This is a genomic window from Enterobacter sp. KB-280D8 (assembly GCF_041399405.1).
Taxonomy (GTDB): Bacteria; Pseudomonadota; Gammaproteobacteria; order Enterobacterales; family Enterobacteriaceae; genus Enterobacter; species Enterobacter cloacae_N.
On sequence record NZ_JBGKEC010000001.1, the window covers coordinates 284,937 to 301,363 of the forward strand.

Sequence of the window (16,427 nt, forward strand, 5' to 3'; positions counted from 1 at the left end):
TGCAACAATTATTCTTGCACTTAGTTAGGCGCATTCCTACAATCGCCGCGATAGTGTATTCGAAACTGTTACAGTTTTGTGGCGATGAACGACACAAATGGCCTTAAGCCAGCCCGGACAAAGGAAGTGGCGCGGCGCCTCCCGCTGCGTCTTGCCCGGCGGCTACAATTACCGGAATAAAAATAATGAGCCTGCAAAAAACCTGGGGAAACTATCATCTGAATGCGCTGGGAGCGATGCTGCTCTCCGTGCTGCTCGTCGGATGTGATGACAGCGTCGCGCAAAACGCCGCGCCGCCCGCGCCTGCCGTCAATGCTGCTGACGTGGTTGTGAAATCCATTAGCCAGTGGGATAGCTTTAACGGCCGGATTGAAGCTGTGGAAAGCGTGCAGCTTCGCCCCCGCGTCTCTGGCTACATCGACAAAGTGAATTTCACCGACGGCCAGGAAGTGAAAAAGGGCGAGGTGCTGTTCACGATTGACGACCGTACCTATCGCGCCGCGCTGGAGCAGGCGCAGGCAACGCTGGAAAGGGCCAAAACGCAGGCCAGCCTGGCGCGAAGCGAGGCTAACCGTACCGATAAATTAATCAATACCAACCTGGTATCCCGTGAAGAGTGGGAGCAGCGCCGTTCGGCCGCCATCCAGGCACAGGCCGATATTCGCGCAGCCCAGGCTGCGGTCGACGCCGCGCAGCTGAATCTCGACTTTACCAAAGTGACGGCACCTATTGATGGCCGCGCCAGCCGGGCGTTAATCACCAGCGGCAATCTGGTCTCCGCGGGCGACAGCGCCAGTGTGCTCACCACGCTGGTCTCGCAGAAGACGGTTTACGTCTACTTTGACGTGGATGAGTCAACCTATCTTCACTATCAAAATCTGGCGCGCAGCGGGCAGGGGGCGTCCAGCCATCATACGGCGCTACCGGTTGAGATCGGCCTTGCCGGCGAGGAGGGCTACCCCCATCAGGGTAAAGTGGACTTCCTGGATAATCAGCTCACGCCGAGTACCGGTACGATCCGCATGCGCGCGCTGCTGGATAACGCGCAGCGCCAGTTCACGCCGGGACTTTTTGCCCGCGTTCGCCTGCCGGGCAGCGCAGAATTCCAGGCGATGCTTATCGACGACAAAGCGGTGCTGACTGACCAGGATCGCAAGTATGTCTATATCGTGGATAAAGAGGGCAAAGCGCAGCGTCGCGATATTACGCCGGGGCGTCTGGCCGACGGTTTACGCATCGTGCAGCAGGGGCTGAAACCTGGCGATAAAGTCATCGTCGACGGTTTACAAAAAGTGTTTATGCCGGGTATGCCGGTGAACGCGAAAACCGTCGCCATGACCGCCAGCGCCGCCCTCAACTGATCACTTGACCTGAGAATCCTTCCCATGGACTTTTCCCGCTTTTTCATCGACAGGCCCATTTTCGCTGCCGTACTGTCGATTCTGATTTTTATCACAGGATTAATCGCCATCCCGCTGCTGCCTGTGAGCGAGTATCCTGACGTCGTACCGCCAAGCGTGCAGGTGCGCGCAGAGTATCCGGGCGCCAACCCGAAAGTGATTGCCGAGACCGTGGCGACGCCGCTGGAAGAGGCGATCAACGGCGTCGAGAACATGATGTACATGAAATCCGTCGCCGGCTCGGACGGCGTGCTGGTCACTACCGTCACGTTCCGTCCAGGTACCGATCCGGATCAGGCGCAGGTACAGGTGCAAAACCGCGTAGCGCAGGCCGAGGCGCGTCTACCGGAAGACGTGCGGCGCCTGGGCATCACGACGCAGAAGCAGTCACCAACGCTTACGCTGGTGGTGCATCTGTTCTCGCCCAACGGTAAGTACGATTCACTGTACATGCGCAACTACGCCACGCTGAAGGTGAAGGACGAGCTGGCGCGTCTGCCCGGCGTCGGGCAGATCCAGATTTTTGGCTCCGGTGAATACGCCATGCGCATCTGGCTGGACCCGAACAAGGTTGCGGCCCGCGGGCTGACCGCCTCGGACGTGGTCACGGCAATGCAGGAGCAGAACGTGCAGGTGTCCGCCGGGCAGCTTGGCGCCGAGCCGCTGCCGAAAGAGAGCGATTTCCTGATCTCCATTAACGCTCAGGGCCGTCTGCATACCGAAGAAGAGTTTGGCAACATTGTCCTGAAAACGTCGGAGGACGGTTCGGTCGTCCGCCTGCGCGACGTGGCGCGTATCGAGATGGGTTCCGGCAGCTATGCGCTGCGTTCCCAGCTTAACAATAAAGACGCGGTCGGGATTGGTATCTTCCAGTCACCGGGAGCAAACGCCATCGATTTGTCTAACGCGGTGCGCGCGAAAATGGAGGAACTGTCCACCCGTTTCCCGGAAGATATGAAATGGGCGGCACCTTACGATCCGACGGTTTTCGTGCGCGACTCCATCCGTGCGGTGGTGCAAACCCTGCTGGAAGCGGTGGTGCTGGTTGTACTGGTGGTGATCCTGTTCCTGCAAACCTGGCGCGCGTCGATCATTCCGCTGATCGCGGTGCCGGTGTCGGTGGTGGGGACGTTCAGCATTCTCTATCTGCTGGGCTTTTCGCTTAACACCCTCAGCCTGTTCGGGCTGGTACTGGCCATCGGCATCGTGGTGGACGACGCCATCGTGGTGGTGGAAAACGTCGAGCGAAATATCGAAGAGGGGCTTGCGCCGCTTGCGGCGGCGCATCAGGCGATGCGTGAGGTCTCCGGGCCGATTATCGCGATTGCGCTGGTGCTGTGCGCGGTGTTCGTGCCGATGGCGTTCCTCTCCGGCGTTACCGGTCAGTTCTACAAGCAGTTTGCGGTGACGATCGCGATTTCCACGGTGATCTCCGCCATCAACTCGCTGACGCTCTCTCCGGCGCTGGCCGCGCTACTGTTAAAACCGCACGGCGCGCCGAAAGACTTCCCGACCCGGCTTATTGATCGCCTGTTCGGCTGGATTTTCCGTCCGTTTAACCGCTTTTTCCATCGTAGCTCGAACGGCTATCAGGGGCTGGTGGGCAAAACGCTTGGCCGACGCGGCGCGGTGTTTGTGGTTTATCTTCTGCTGCTGTGTGCCGCGGGCGTCATGTTTAAAGCGGTGCCCGGCGGGTTTATTCCGACCCAGGATAAGCTTTACCTGATTGGCGGCGTGAAGATGCCGGAAGGCTCGTCGCTGGCCCGCACCGACGCGGTGATCCGCAAAATGAGCGAAATTGGCATGAACACCGAAGGCGTGGATTACGCGGTCGCGTTTCCAGGGCTGAACGCGCTGCAGTTCACCAACACGCCGAATACCGGGACGGTCTTCTTTGGCCTGAAGCCGTTTGACCAGCGCAAGCACTCAGCGGCGGAAATTAACGCGGAGATCAACGCCAAAATCGCGCAAATCCAGCAGGGCTTTGGTTTCTCCATCCTGCCGCCGCCGATTCTGGGCCTGGGCCAGGGATCGGGCTACTCGCTGTACATTCAGGATCGCGCGGGTCTGGGCTATGGTGCGCTGCAAAACGCGGTGAACACCATGTCCGGTGCAATTATGCAGACGCCGGGAATGCACTTCCCAATCTCCACTTACCAGGCTAACGTTCCGCAGCTGGACGTGCAGGTTGACCGCGATAAGGCAAAAGCGCAGGGCGTGTCGCTGACCGATCTGTTCGGTACGCTGCAAACCTATCTGGGCTCTTCGTACGTGAACGACTTCAACCAGTTCGGACGTACCTGGCGCGTGATGGCGCAGGCAGACGGGCAGTTCCGCGACAGCGTGGAGGATATTGCGAATTTACGCACCCGGAACAGCCAGGGCGAAATGGTGCCGATTGGCAGCATGGTGAAAATCACGACCACCTACGGGCCGGACCCGGTGATCCGCTACAATGGCTACCCGGCGGCAGATCTGATCGGCGATGCCGACCCGCGCGTGCTCTCGTCCGCTCAGGCGATGACGCAGCTGGACGCGATGTCTAAGCAAATCCTGCCGAACGGGATGAACATTGAATGGACGGACCTGAGCTTCCAGCAGGCCACCCAGGGCAATACGGCGCTGATCGTCTTCCCGGTCGCGGTGCTGCTGGCGTTCCTGGTGCTGGCGGCGCTGTATGAAAGCTGGACGCTGCCGCTGGCGGTGATCCTTATTGTGCCGATGACGATGCTCTCCGCACTGTTTGGCGTCTGGCTGACCGGTGGCGATAACAACGTCTTCGTGCAGGTGGGGCTGGTGGTGCTGATGGGGCTGGCGTGTAAAAACGCGATTCTTATCGTGGAGTTTGCCCGCGAGCTGGAAATTCAGGGCAAAGGCATCATGGAAGCCGCGCTTGAAGCGTGCCGCCTGCGTTTGCGTCCGATTGTGATGACCTCCATCGCCTTTATCGCCGGGACCATTCCGCTGATCCTCGGCCACGGGGCGGGCGCAGAAGTGCGTGGCGTCACCGGGATCACGGTCTTCTCCGGGATGCTCGGCGTAACGCTGTTTGGCCTGTTCCTGACACCGGTGTTTTACGTGACGCTGCGTAAGTTCGTCACGCGCGGCAAAGTGGAAAGAGAGGTTCTGCCTGCGTAGGGATATCGCAGATAACAAAAAACCGCCTTTATCGTAAAGGCGGTTTTTTTTCGCGAAAATTAATGGGCTTTTTTGTACTGGGCAATAAGTTCAGGTAAAGGATCGCACCCGCTGGTATCGGCTTTTTTAACCTCGTCCAGCGCGCTTGCCACGGTGTGGCGCGCTAGTACCGCGAGCGATGCCTGCTCCGCTTCTTCGGAAATCGATTTAAAGTACCAGCAGGCGTTCGCGCTGACCACGCAGCGGGCCGGCACGTCAGGGCGCGACGCCCAGAGTTTTTTATCTTCGGTGACCGAAAGGTAGATATCGCGCAGGGTGATCTCTTCCGGCGGACGACCAAGATGAATAGAGCCGTTGCGGCCAAGCGTTGAGACGATAATGCCGTCGCGCGTGAGTGGAACCATCAATTTGCGGATAAAGCTCGGATTGGCTTCCAGGCCGTAGGCCAGAATTGCACTTGTCGAACGTTCACCTAGTTGCTCCGCCATCGCTACGCTGAGAACCATCTGCAAAGCTGTCGGGAAGCGGTAATCTAACATTTCTCTTTCCTGGGTAGCGGTGAATCTTGTTCTTTTTGGCACCGCAGAGGTGAATAAGCAATAAACAACAATATAACAAATACGGTAATTTTTTTGAAGCAATCTGCGGCATTTGCGATCGAACACCCTGTTCCGGTTTAGCTAAACGTGCGGTCCGGGAAGTCAACCGTCACCAGGAGGCCACCTTCCGCTGAGGTACTCAGGTTCACACTGCTGTTATGTTGCAGTGCAACCGCTTTGACGATGGCAAGCCCCAGTCCGCTTCCGCTCTGCACCTGATTGGGATCGCGGAAAAACCGGTCGAAGACGCGCTCGCGCAATTCAACCGGAATGCCCGGCCCCTCATCGGAGACGCGTATTTGGGCTGATTTATCTGCTGAGCGTACCTCTACCTGAATCCGTCCGCCCTCAGGACTGTACTTCACGGCATTTTCAATAAGATTGTCTATCAGCGACATCAGACGTTCCCGGACGCCAGCGATCCAGATTTCATCCTCAGCGAAGAATTCCAGCTCAATCCTGCGCCCGGACGCCAGCGGCTCCAGCGCAGCCATTCGCTCTTGTATGAGTGTCATCAGCGGCACGGGCTCCATCGCGGTGTCAATGCGCGCTTCACTGTGCATCATCAGCAGCAGCTGGTTGACGAGCCGAGCCGCCCGGCTGTTGCTGCGCACAATCCCTGCAAGCAGCTGCCGCTGGCTCTCGCTGCTCGCCCAGGACTGCAGCGCCTCCACGTTGATGCGCATCGCTGCCAGCGGCGTACGCAGCTCGTGTGCAGCATCCGCAATGAAAACCCGTTCCCGTTCAGCGCTTTCCCGCACTCTGGCAAGAAAATCGTTTATCGCGTCCACCATTTTGCGAAGCTCCCTGTGCCTGGGGCCGGCTTTTAAGGGAGAGAGATCGTCTGGCCTGCGTAATGAAATTTCATTCACCACCTTGCTCCAGGGACGCATCGCAATGCGGATCGACAGCCACGCGGGAAACAGAAGAAAAGGAATACAGACCAGCAGCGGCATAATGTAATAGCCGCGTGAGTTCAGATAGATAAAGAAGTTCCAGCTGCCGGCCGGGGTGAAAAGCGTAACTTCCACGTCGGAACGAGGGGACTTAAGGGTACGGCTGGTCCAGGTACGACCGTCACTCTGAACACGCTGCATTTCCCCCAGCCTGGTGTTCATTACCCCCGTCGGAGCGCCATCCGATGAAAAAATGATTGCGTTATTCTTACGAACGATGAGGTTGATTGATAATGCGGGATCTTCGCCGCCGCCATAGCCTTCCCGCAACGCCTTACTGAACGCTTCCAGCACCTCGTTACGGTCCTGCGGGCGCTCGCCAATATGATCAACCAGAGTAAAAATGGTTTCGTAGGTCTTACTGCCCGTGAGTATCGGAGGGCTACGCAGGTCCTCCAACAATATGAAGGTCAAAAAAATACACCACAGCAGGGTGAGCAGCGCCATCTGGGCGATGATAATTCGCCGTACCAGCGTGGGACGCTTCAGGAGGTACCAGACGTTTCGCATTAACCCGTCACCTTCTGAACAGCAACGGTATCAATGACGTATCCGACGCCCCGCACCGTTCGCACATAGCCTTCACCAATTTTCCGCCGCAAATTCCCCATATGGACGTCGAGCGCATTACTGAGATTTTCTTTGTTGCCGAATATCCTTTCTTCCAGAAAACGTCGGGTAATCACCCGGTCAGCGCGCAGCATCAACGTTTCAAGAAGCGCATATTCACTGGCCGTCAATTCAACGTGACGCGCACTCACCGTCACGCGACGCGTCGGTACATGAAGCGATAAGTCCCGGATCTCTATTGCCTCATTTTCAAAACCGTAGCTGCGTCGGGCAAGAGCCCTGACTCGCGCCAGCAGTTCGGCGAGAACGAAGGGTTTGACAAGATAGTCGTCTGCACCGGCATCCAGCCCGCACAGGCGATCCTGCAACGTACCTCGCGCCGTCAGGATGATGACGGGGATCCCCTTCAGCTGCTGGCGCAAACGCGTCATCAGGCTCATGCCGTCGCCGTCGGGCAGCCCCAGGTCGAGCAAAACAAGTTCCGGCGCGCAGACGTCAAGCTGATGCAGCGCATCCTCTTTACGGCGAACCCATATGACATCAAGTCCTTGATCTGAAAGGGCGATACGCACGCCATTGCCGAGATCCAGGTCGTCTTCGATTAGTAAAATTTTCACATTGATAACTGTAACAACCGTGGATGAAGAACAACTTAAGAAAAAAACGGTAGCAGGAAATCCGTCCGGTTTACAGCACCGGCTCGTGCTTCAGCGTTTCTTCATTTTCGGCTCATAAGAACCTTAGGGTCGGTATTCAAAATGGGTGTCCTGGCGTTTAACCGCTTGCATCGCAACCATTTGAATCCATAAGGGCTTCTTTAATGAGAAACATCGAACTGCGTCATACGTTCCTCCATTCACTTTCGGGCTTCAGACTAAAAAGCATAGTGCCGGGCGTTGTTCTGGCGTTACTGGCCACCCCGGTAATGGCGGCAGAGCAGAAGGGCAATGTCTTAACTCTGGGGGGCGGCGCGGACGTCACGCCACGCTACTCGGGTTCGGATAAAAGCCGCGTCAGCGCGGCTCAGGTGGTGGATTATTCGATGGCGAATGGCTTCTTTATCAGCACCACGCGGGGTATCGGTTACGGCAATAACATCGGTAATTTCGATTACAGTGCAGCCCTGAGCTATCGCGCAGGCCGTAAAGATAAAGACGTCAGCAGCGATTCGATCGCCTCCGGCAGCGACGAGCTGCGTGGAATGGGCGAGATAAAAGGCTCGGCAATCGTTGTGCCCGGGCTGGGGTACAAGGTGACCGATTGGCTTAACCTGCAGCTGCAGGCTGAGGTGCCGGTTTCTGAGAGAGACAACGGAGAGGCGGTGCATTTCGGCATTTCCAGCCCGCTCTATGCCTCCTCAAAAAATGAGGTGACGCTGGCGCTGACCGGCAGTTGGGGATCCGGCAAGTATATGCAGACGTACTATGGCGTCAGTGACTCTCAGTCGAGCGCATCGGGGTTTGCCCGACATGACGCCGGGGCCGGGATTTATGCCTGGTCTATGAATCTTGACTGGACCCACAAGCTCACCTCGCGCTGGAGCGTGCTTGCCGCTGCGGGGGTTACGCAACTGACGGGGGATGCGGGTGACAGCCCGATCGTACAACGTAAAACGTCCCCCACGGGGAGCTTGAAGGTGACGTACAGTTTTTGATGGCGGTTGCTTATGAGTTTGAGCGCGCAATAGCGACGAATTTGAGCCGCTCCGGTTAAGATGACGGGGCGGTGCTTTTGATGACGGGAATAATAATGGATTATTTAAATTCATTGCAGAGAATATTGTCACTTGATCCTTCACGAATGCAGGTGCTTTACGCGGTTCGTGATTTGCAACTTCCTGATTGCTGGATAGGCGCGGGTTTTGTCAGGGATGCCGTATGGGATCACTTGCATGCCTATTGGAAAAAGTCCTTTTCAGGCGATGTGGATGTGGTCTGGTTCGATCCCGAATGGTGTACGCCAGACGATGAACGTCATCTGGAAGAAAAACTTAAGCAACGGATGCCCGCTTTTGACTGGTCTGTAAAGAATCAAGCCAGGATGCATCTGCGTAATGGTGATAATCCCTATCACTCAACAGAAAATGCGCTGTTGTACTGGCCCGAAACTGCAACGGCTGTAGGCGTCAGGCTGGGTGCTAACGATGTTATTGAGGCCATTGCACCCTATGGTCTTAATGACCTGTTTGAGCTGAGTTTAAGACCAACGCCTGCGTTTGAGCGGGAAAAATATGACGTCTTCAGGCGGCGCGTTGAAGAGAAGCGGTGGTTAGAACGTTATCCTCAGCTGCGGCTTATTAATTGAGCATAATTAATAGCTTAAAGTCTAATCTGTCTATTGGGCGCTTATGCCTGTGAACCTTACAGATGACCTGTTGCACACGATCGGGAGCCTTATGTTACGCAAGATATATTACTCAATTTCTGATGCATGAAATCTATGAGTGCTCGTGTTTTAGCAGGCAAGTAGCGCCGATCTGAATAAAGTGCGAACAATTGCAGTGGAGCAGGGGATTGTTCAAAGTTAAGCTCGATTAGCCGTCCATCGTTGATGTAGGGTTGGCAGGCTTGTTTCGATAGAATGGCAAAACCGACACCTGCTACAGCCGCTCGTCCTGCCATCTCTCCGCTGTTTACCCGGTAGTGGCCTTTAACCTTTATCGTCTCGAATCCCCCCTTTTTATTAACAAACTGCCAGGGAGCACCTTTAAGTGCGCTTACGGTTGTAATACAGGGTAATTCTTCAAAATGCTGTATATGAGAAGGGGTGCCATAACGTTGAATGACAGAAGGTGCAGCAACGATGGTACAAGGGATAGTCACCAGATGGCGAGCGATGTAGTCACTGTCATCCATCTGGCCACGGTTGACAATGATCGCTAAATCCAGATCGTCACGAACGGATTCAAAGCCAGACAAATTTGTGACGCAGCTAATTTCCAGATCCGGGTGCTGACAGGCGAAATCGGCAACTATAGATCCCAGCAAGACCGGGCCTATTTCATTAGGAATACAGATACGTAACGGGCCCTTAAGCTGCATTTGCCGCAACGTTAATTCTGTTTAAGTTTGCTCAAGTGCCTCCAGTATTGGCTTCGCTCGGTTATAGAGCAGGTGGCCCGCCTGGGTGAGTTTCATATGGCGGGTACTGCGCTCTATAAGCTGAAGATTGAGTTTGTCTTCTAACTGAGAAATACAACGACTCACATTTGATGTCGGCATTTCCAGCGCCCTGGATGCCCCAACAAAACTCTCTTTTTCAACCACAGCAATGAACACTTTCAGGGTATTAAAATCCAGAGGCGGCCGCATTGATTATCCCATAAATGATAACAATAAGTGCCATTTTTACCATCTAATGAACAGATTTGATAGCGGTTAAACTCGGATATCTTTCATCCACAGGTCGCCTGCTATGCCACTGGTCACAAAAACGTTAAATCATAAAACCCTCATACGAATCGCTGCTGTAATTGCTTTTATCCAGTTCACGAATGCGCTGGAATATATGATGTTCAACCCTATTTTTGCTTTTATGGCGGCTGATTTTGCTGTTCCCGTATCCTTCTCAGGCTACGTTTCTGGCCTGTACACAACAGGTGCCGTTCTGTCGGGCATTATCGCTTTTTACTGGATCGGTCGTTTTAATAAGAAACGCTTTCTCATCGCCAATATGGCTCTCCTGGGGCTGCTGACCTTTTTAACGACATTGACTTCCAGTTTTAGCCTTTTGCTTACATTACGATTCTGTGCAGGATTGTTGGGCGGTACCACAATGGGGGTGGGTATCAGTATATTGATAAACCACGCACCGACTCACTTGCGTGGAAAAATGTTAGCGACGGTGATTGCGTCATTTTCGATAGTAAGCATTGCGGGAATGCCCACAATATTATTTTTATGTACTCATTATGGCTGGCATATCGCTTTGTGGTTCATCAGTACGCTGTGTTTGTTGGCGTTGCCACTGATTGTCACCATCATTCCACAAGATCGCGTTTCTTTCGAGACACCCCATTCGCAGCCTCTCAATGTGGATATTTTACTGTTTGCTTCCGCTAATGCGCTTGTACAGTTTAGCCCAATGCTGGTCGTTCCTGTTCTGGTACCATTACTGTTACAGCAGCCTGGCGCTTCTCAGGACATGTTGTCCTGGCTATTCTTCGGCGGGGGGATGGCAGGGTACCTGTCGACAAAAATGACAGGCGTGTTAACGACACGTTTTTCTGCTGTGGTTCTGGCGACAGCTTCAACTATCGTTTTTATTCTGAGTTTGCTCATACCAATCCTGGGGCTTCCGCATCCGGCGCTATTTATTACTTTATTTCTCGGTGCATCTTATAGTCGTCTGGTTTCATCTTCGGCGGTTACGATTCAGTTTCCTGATAACAGGCAACGCGCAGGATTCATGTCATTACAAACATCAATGATGTATTTGATTACAACGATCGCATTTTTTTTGTCTTCTTTTTTATTACCTGGGTATGACATGACACAACAAAAAATGAACACGTTACTAACGGTTAGCGCCATTTCCGCATTAGGGTTCCCAATCATCGTTATCTTTTTGCAAAAGAAACTGGCTAAACGTAAGAACCAACCCGACCTTCTCGTCATTGATTAGCATAACGTCCGCTTTTGGCTGTGAGTACAACGGGTCGATGCAACGCTATCCTTTATCCGGAGCATTTGAAAGCCAGAACCTCGTAAAGAAGTGTGCCAATATTACGTGGGTGATATCTATATCCGGAGAATAACGTGTTCGGAAGAGTTTTATTAAACTACATGCCAGGGCTACAAAATTTGTTAGCCTACGATAAAAGTTGGCTGAAACAGGATGTTAAAGCCGGGTTATCCGTTGCGGCTGTAGCGCTACCCGTAGCTATTGCTTATGCTGAGCTGGCAGGGGTTGGGGCAATAGTCGGGCTTTATTCGTGCGTTTTACCGATGATAGCGTATGCACTGTTTGGTTCTTCACGTCAGCTTATTGTTGGCCCTGATGCCACAACCTGCGCGGTGATTGCGGCCGTCGTCTTTCCGCTTTCTGCAGGTAATCCCGAACTGCACTGGCAACTGACGATTATCATGACATTGATGATGGGCGGGTGGTGCCTGCTTGCCAGTAAGTTTCGTCTGGGCGCACTTGCCGATCTGCTTTCTCATCCCATTCTTACGGGTTTGCTAAATGGCGTAGCCGTGACGATTATTGTCGGGCAATTAGGCAAGGTTTTAGGGATCAAGCTAGATGAAGCACAGGTTATTGAAAAAATAATAGCCTTGCCAGGCCGATTGTCAGACAGCCATTTATTAACCATAGGGATATCACTTTTAACGTTAATTATTTTAATGGTTATTAAAACGTATCGTAGCCACTGGCCAGCACCGTTGATTGCCATTGTACTGACAACGGTTCTGGTGTGGGGAACAGCTGCGCAACAGTATGGTATTGCCACGATTGGGGGAGATGGCTTCCAGTCTGGCTTACCCGTCGTTAACTGGGGGGAATTCCAGCCTGGTCCGATGCGTGATTTGGTGATCCCGGCGCTGAACCTGGCTTTGGTCAGTTTTGTGAGTCTGATGCTGACCGCCCGCAGTTTTGCCGCGAAAAATGGTTATGAAATCAATGCTGATGCTGAGTTCAGAGCGCTGGGTATTGCGAACATTATGTCTGGGGTATTCCAGGGTTTTGCTATCAGTGGTGCTGATTCCCGGACCGCGGTTAATGATTCAGTGGGTGGGAAAAGTCAGCTGGTTTCCATAGTCGCGGCCTTACTCATCGGTATCGTTGTGGTATTTTTCACCCAGCCGTTACAATTTATTCCGGTATCTGCATTAGGTATTGTTCTAATGTATGCCTCGTGGTCATTAATTGATTTACGTGGGCTCTGGAACCTGAGGCGCAGAAATAAACAGGCATTCCGCCTGGCCTTCTTCACTTTTGGCTGTGTTTTAATTATCGGCGTTATCCAGGGGATCGGCCTTGCGGTGTTGCTTGGCCTGTTACAGTTCCTTCGTACAGTGTTTCGTCCTTCTGAGCACTTGTTGGGCACTGACGAAGATGGAATGATTCACTCATTAGGTAATACAACCGATATTAAAATGGTCCCGGGAGTGCTGATGTATCGATTTAACTCACCGTTGACCTATTTTAATGTGGCTTATTTTAAACGTCGGGTATTGAACCTGGTTGATGGTACTGCATTACAACCTAAATGGGTGGTCATTGATGCCGTTGCTTGCTTCACCTATTCAGACATCAGCGTCCTGGCAACCATTAATGAGTTAAAGCGTGACCTGAAGGGGAGAAAGATTACGTTAATCCTGGCGGGCAGAAAAACGGAATTAACGCGCTGGTTTAAAGAGAGTCGGCCAACGATGAATGATGATGACATGATTCTGGCGCCAGACCTCTATCTGGCACTTCGGTTCATTCAGAGTAAAGAGAGTGCGAGTGAATCAGGTGGCGAGGTATAAGTTAAAGGCTTGCCCGCCACCGGCGAGCAAGCCACACATCTAGCGATACAGCGTCTTTTCCGCAACCGGAATAAGCAGTCCGGATCGCCAGTCCGCCAGCGTCAGCTGCGCAAGCCTGCCCAGCGCGGTATAAAACGGATGCCCGGCGTTATCGACAAACACTGACAGGAAGCGGGTGCTCCACGGCAGGAGGTGCCACGCCAGAAGTTGAGCGCACTCCGCTTCGCGGCCATTCTCGGCCAGCCACGCCGCGAGCATTAGCAACGTGCCAAAGTGATCTTCCGGTTCCTTTTGCTGCATCTCAAACGCGATACTGTTCTCCCGCATCCACTGTCGCAGCGCGAGGGTCGAATCGCCAAACAGCACGGATTCACGGTCCAGCCAGACGGAACCCCACGGCGGAGCGGGCAGGGCATAAGGACCAATAAACAGCCGTTGCCAGGCGTCGGTCAGCGGTTCATCGGAAGATGAGGCAAACGTATCGGCAACAGGCTGCAGCGCTTCCGGCGGCAGGGGCCAGTCCTGAACCCATTCGCCAGCGGTGAGAGCGCTCACCAGCGGCGCGGCCTGCTCGCTGTCGGGAGCGAAATAAAACAGCGCGCCCAGTATCCTGGCGCTGAACGCGAACGATTCACGATGTGAGACGTCTTCCATAAAACTTTCCTTGCTTGCGCGGACGACGCCCGCGCGACTGTGATAACCGATAATACTGACCATAGATTAAACTATGGTCTCGCGTTTCACCTTTAACACCTTCTCAATCTGCACCAGATTGGTGTGCTGCGGGTTGCCTTTTGCCAGCGGAGAAGGTCGATGGGTCGTCAGCGTGTTGATGCATGAGCCGTGGTCGATACGATCGCCACTCATATTGGCATCGTGCCAGGCTCCCTGGCCCATGGCGCTCACGCCGGGCATGATGCGTGGCGTCACTTTTGCTTCAGTTCGCACCTCACCGCGACTATTAAAGACGCGCACTGTATCGCCGTTCTTAATGCCGCGTTTTTCGGCGTCGACAGGATTAAGCCAGACCTCCTGGCGGCAGGCCGCTTTCAGCACGTCGACGTTGCCATAGCTCGAGTGGGTTCGGGCTTTAAAGTGGAAACCGAACAGCTGCAGCGGGAACTGCGCGCGCTCGGGCGCATCCCATCCGTCAAAGGTTGATGCGTACACGGGCAGTGGGCTAATGGTCTCGTCTTTTGCCAACTCCCAGGTCGCCGCAATCTTCGCCAGCTTGCTGGAGTAAATTTCAATCTTGCCCGATGGCGTTTTCAGCGGATTGGCTTCCGGGTTCTCGCGGAATTTTTTATAGGCCACAAAGTGTCCGTTCGGATCTTTGCGCTTATAAATGCCCATTTTTTTCAGCTCGTCATAGGACGGTAGTGTGGGATCTTTTGCGAGCATTTTGGCATACAGATACTGCAGCCACTCTTCCTGCGTGCGCCCTTCGGTAAATTTCTGATGAATATCCGGCCCGAGGCGTTTCGCCACTTCGCTCATGATCCAGTAGATGGGCTTACGCTCAAACTTCGGTGCAGTCACGGGCTGGAGGAAAATCAGGTAGCCCATGTTGCCTGCATAATCGTTAGGAATGATGTCTTCCTGTTCGACGGTCATCAGGTCCGGCAACACTATATCGGCGTACTTCGCTGACGAGGTCATGAAGTTATCAATGACGACGATCGTTTCGCATTTACTTTCGTCCTGCAGGATCTCGTGAGTTTTATTGATATCGGAGTGCTGGTTAATAATGGTGTTGCCCGCGTAGTTCCAGATGAACTTAATCGGCACGTCCAGCTTATCCTTACCGCGCACCCCGTCGCGCAGGGCGGTCATTTCCGGGCCACGGACGATGGCATCCGTCCAGCTGAAGCAGGATATTTGCGTTTTAACCGGATTTTCCGGCAGCGGCATACGTTCGATAGTGATGGTGTAGCTGGATTCGCGCGCGCCGCTGTTGCCACCGTTGATCCCCACATTACCTGTGAGGATCGGCAGCATCGCGATGGCGCGGGAGGTCAGTTCTCCGTTTGCCTGTCGCTGTGGCCCCCAGCCCTGGCTGATACAGGCCGGTTTTGCAGAGCCAATCTCGCGGGCCAGTTTAATGATGCGATCTACCGGAATGCCGGTGATGTGCGAGGCCCATTCAGGCGTTTTCGCCGTGTTGTCATCCCCCTGGCCGAGAATATAGGCTTTGTAGTGACCATTCGCGGGGGCGCCTTCCGGCAGCGTTTTTTCGTCATAGCCAACGCAGTATTTGTCCAGGAACGGCTGGTCGACCAGGTTTTCGTCGATCAATACCCAGGCAATAGCTGCCACCAGTGCGGCATCAGTACCCGGACGGATCGGGATCCATTCATCTTCGCGTCCGGCTGCCGTATCGGTATAGCGTGGGTCGATAACGATCATGCGCGCGTTGGACCGCTCGCGAGCCTGCTCCAGATAATACGTAATCCCGCCGCCGCTCATGCGCGTTTCCGCCGGATTATTGCCGAACATCACCACCAGTTTGGTGTTTTCAATATCCGAGGTGCTGTTCCCGTCATTGCTGCCGTAGGTATAGGGCATGGCGCAGGCGATTTGCGCCGTGCTGTAGGTGCCGTAGTGGCTCAGAAAACCGCCGTAGCAGTTCATCAGGCGCGCCACCAGCGAAGCGTAAGGAGAGGAACGGGTGATATTGCCGCCGACAATGCCGGAGGAGTAGTTAATATACACCGCTTCGTTGCCGTATTTGTCGACCACGTCTTTCAGGCTGGCGGTGATAGCGTCCAGCGCTTCATCCCAAGTGATGCGCTCAAATTTGCCCTCACCGCGTTTGCCCACGCGTTTCATCGGGTAGTTCAGGCGGTCAGGGTGGTTGATGCGGCGGCGAATAGAGCGCCCGCGCAGGCAGGCTCGGACCTGGTGATTACCATAGATATCCTCACCGGTGTTATCCGTTTCGACCCAGTACACTTCATTGTCGCGGACGTGCAGGCGCAGCGCGCAGCGGCTGCCGCAGTTGACCGAGCAGGCGCCCCACACCACTTCATCATCAGCAGGCTGGACGGCGTTCTTCACCGCTGCGGCGGCGCTTTTTAAACCAAAAGGAAGCGAGATCCCGCCAGCGGCAAGCGCCAGAGAACCTATAGCCGTAGATTTCACGAGAGTTCGGCGGCTAATACCGCCGTGATGATCGACCTCAGACATGGCTCACCCCAAGATTGAGATTACGTATTATTTTTACCCGTGATTACAACCGGGCTAATGATGGGGTGAGTGTTACTTATTTGGAGGTATTAGATCTTAATCCTA

The 16,427-nt window shown here is 54.1% G+C and carries 11 protein-coding genes and 1 pseudogene; 6 read left to right on the top strand and 6 right to left on the bottom strand.

Annotated features, from left to right (window positions below; translation table 11 throughout):
- Nucleotides 1-185: 185 nt before the first annotated feature.
- Entirely contained in the window at nucleotides 186-1,361 is a 1,176-nt protein-coding gene (locus AB8818_RS01475) for an efflux RND transporter periplasmic adaptor subunit (RefSeq protein WP_163329133.1), read from the top strand.
- 24 nt (nucleotides 1,362-1,385) lie between these two features.
- Complete coding sequence (oqxB, locus tag AB8818_RS01480) at nucleotides 1,386-4,538, top strand: multidrug efflux RND transporter permease subunit OqxB (protein WP_116340225.1); 3,153 nt, start codon at nucleotides 1,386-1,388, stop codon at nucleotides 4,536-4,538.
- Between the two features lie 59 nt (nucleotides 4,539-4,597).
- Here the strand turns inward: oqxB and AB8818_RS01485 are convergent, their stop codons facing one another.
- From AB8818_RS01485 to AB8818_RS01495, 3 genes are all read right to left on the bottom strand, one after another.
- Nucleotides 4,598-5,077 carry an Rrf2 family transcriptional regulator gene (locus tag AB8818_RS01485; protein ID WP_116340223.1) on the bottom strand — a complete coding sequence of 160 codons (480 nt, stop codon included), beginning with the start codon at nucleotides 5,075-5,077 and terminating at the stop codon, nucleotides 4,598-4,600.
- A 137-nt stretch (nucleotides 5,078-5,214) separates the two neighbouring features.
- Nucleotides 5,215-6,603, bottom strand: a complete 1,389-nt coding sequence (locus AB8818_RS01490; protein WP_192981421.1) for a HAMP domain-containing sensor histidine kinase — start codon at nucleotides 6,601-6,603, stop codon at nucleotides 5,215-5,217.
- Nucleotides 6,603-7,280, bottom strand: a complete 678-nt coding sequence (locus tag AB8818_RS01495; protein WP_192981418.1) for a response regulator — start codon at nucleotides 7,278-7,280, stop codon at nucleotides 6,603-6,605. Before AB8818_RS01495 ends, AB8818_RS01490 begins: the two co-directional genes overlap by 1 nt.
- A 203-nt stretch (nucleotides 7,281-7,483) precedes the next feature.
- Here AB8818_RS01495 and AB8818_RS01500 point away from each other — a divergent pair, with 203 nt between their 5' ends.
- Both AB8818_RS01500 and AB8818_RS01505 read left to right on the top strand, forming a co-directional pair.
- Nucleotides 7,484-8,317, top strand: coding sequence for a MipA/OmpV family protein (locus tag AB8818_RS01500; protein ID WP_192981416.1), 834 nt, complete (start codon nucleotides 7,484-7,486; stop codon nucleotides 8,315-8,317).
- Nucleotides 8,318-8,412: 95 nt separating this feature from the next.
- The gene (locus AB8818_RS01505; protein ID WP_192981414.1) at nucleotides 8,413-8,967 is read left to right on the top strand and encodes a nucleotidyltransferase family protein; all 555 of its coding nucleotides are present in this window, start codon (nucleotides 8,413-8,415) and stop codon (nucleotides 8,965-8,967) included.
- Between the two features lie 89 nt (nucleotides 8,968-9,056).
- On the opposite strand, the pseudogene AB8818_RS01510 reads toward AB8818_RS01505, so the two are convergent.
- Nucleotides 9,057-9,974 (bottom strand): annotated as a pseudogene (locus AB8818_RS01510) (LysR family transcriptional regulator).
- Nucleotides 9,975-10,077: 103 nt separating this feature from the next.
- Between AB8818_RS01510 and AB8818_RS01515 the strand changes: the two are divergent.
- Both AB8818_RS01515 and AB8818_RS01520 read left to right on the top strand, forming a co-directional pair.
- Nucleotides 10,078-11,286, top strand: coding sequence for an MFS transporter (locus tag AB8818_RS01515; protein ID WP_166710976.1), 1,209 nt, complete (start codon nucleotides 10,078-10,080; stop codon nucleotides 11,284-11,286).
- Between the two features lie 134 nt (nucleotides 11,287-11,420).
- Nucleotides 11,421-13,136, top strand: coding sequence for a SulP family inorganic anion transporter (locus AB8818_RS01520; protein WP_192981409.1), 1,716 nt, complete (start codon nucleotides 11,421-11,423; stop codon nucleotides 13,134-13,136).
- A gap of 39 nt (nucleotides 13,137-13,175) precedes the next feature.
- Here the strand turns inward: AB8818_RS01520 and dmsD are convergent, their stop codons facing one another.
- Nucleotides 13,176-13,790: a Tat proofreading chaperone DmsD gene (gene dmsD, locus AB8818_RS01525; RefSeq protein ID WP_116340207.1), complete on the bottom strand. Its 615-nt coding sequence runs from the start codon at nucleotides 13,788-13,790 to the stop codon at nucleotides 13,176-13,178.
- A 66-nt stretch (nucleotides 13,791-13,856) separates the two neighbouring features.
- Nucleotides 13,857-16,322, bottom strand: coding sequence for a selenate/tellurate reductase subunit YnfE (ynfE, locus tag AB8818_RS01530; protein WP_192981407.1), 2,466 nt, complete (start codon nucleotides 16,320-16,322; stop codon nucleotides 13,857-13,859).
- Nucleotides 16,323-16,427 lie beyond the last annotated feature (105 nt).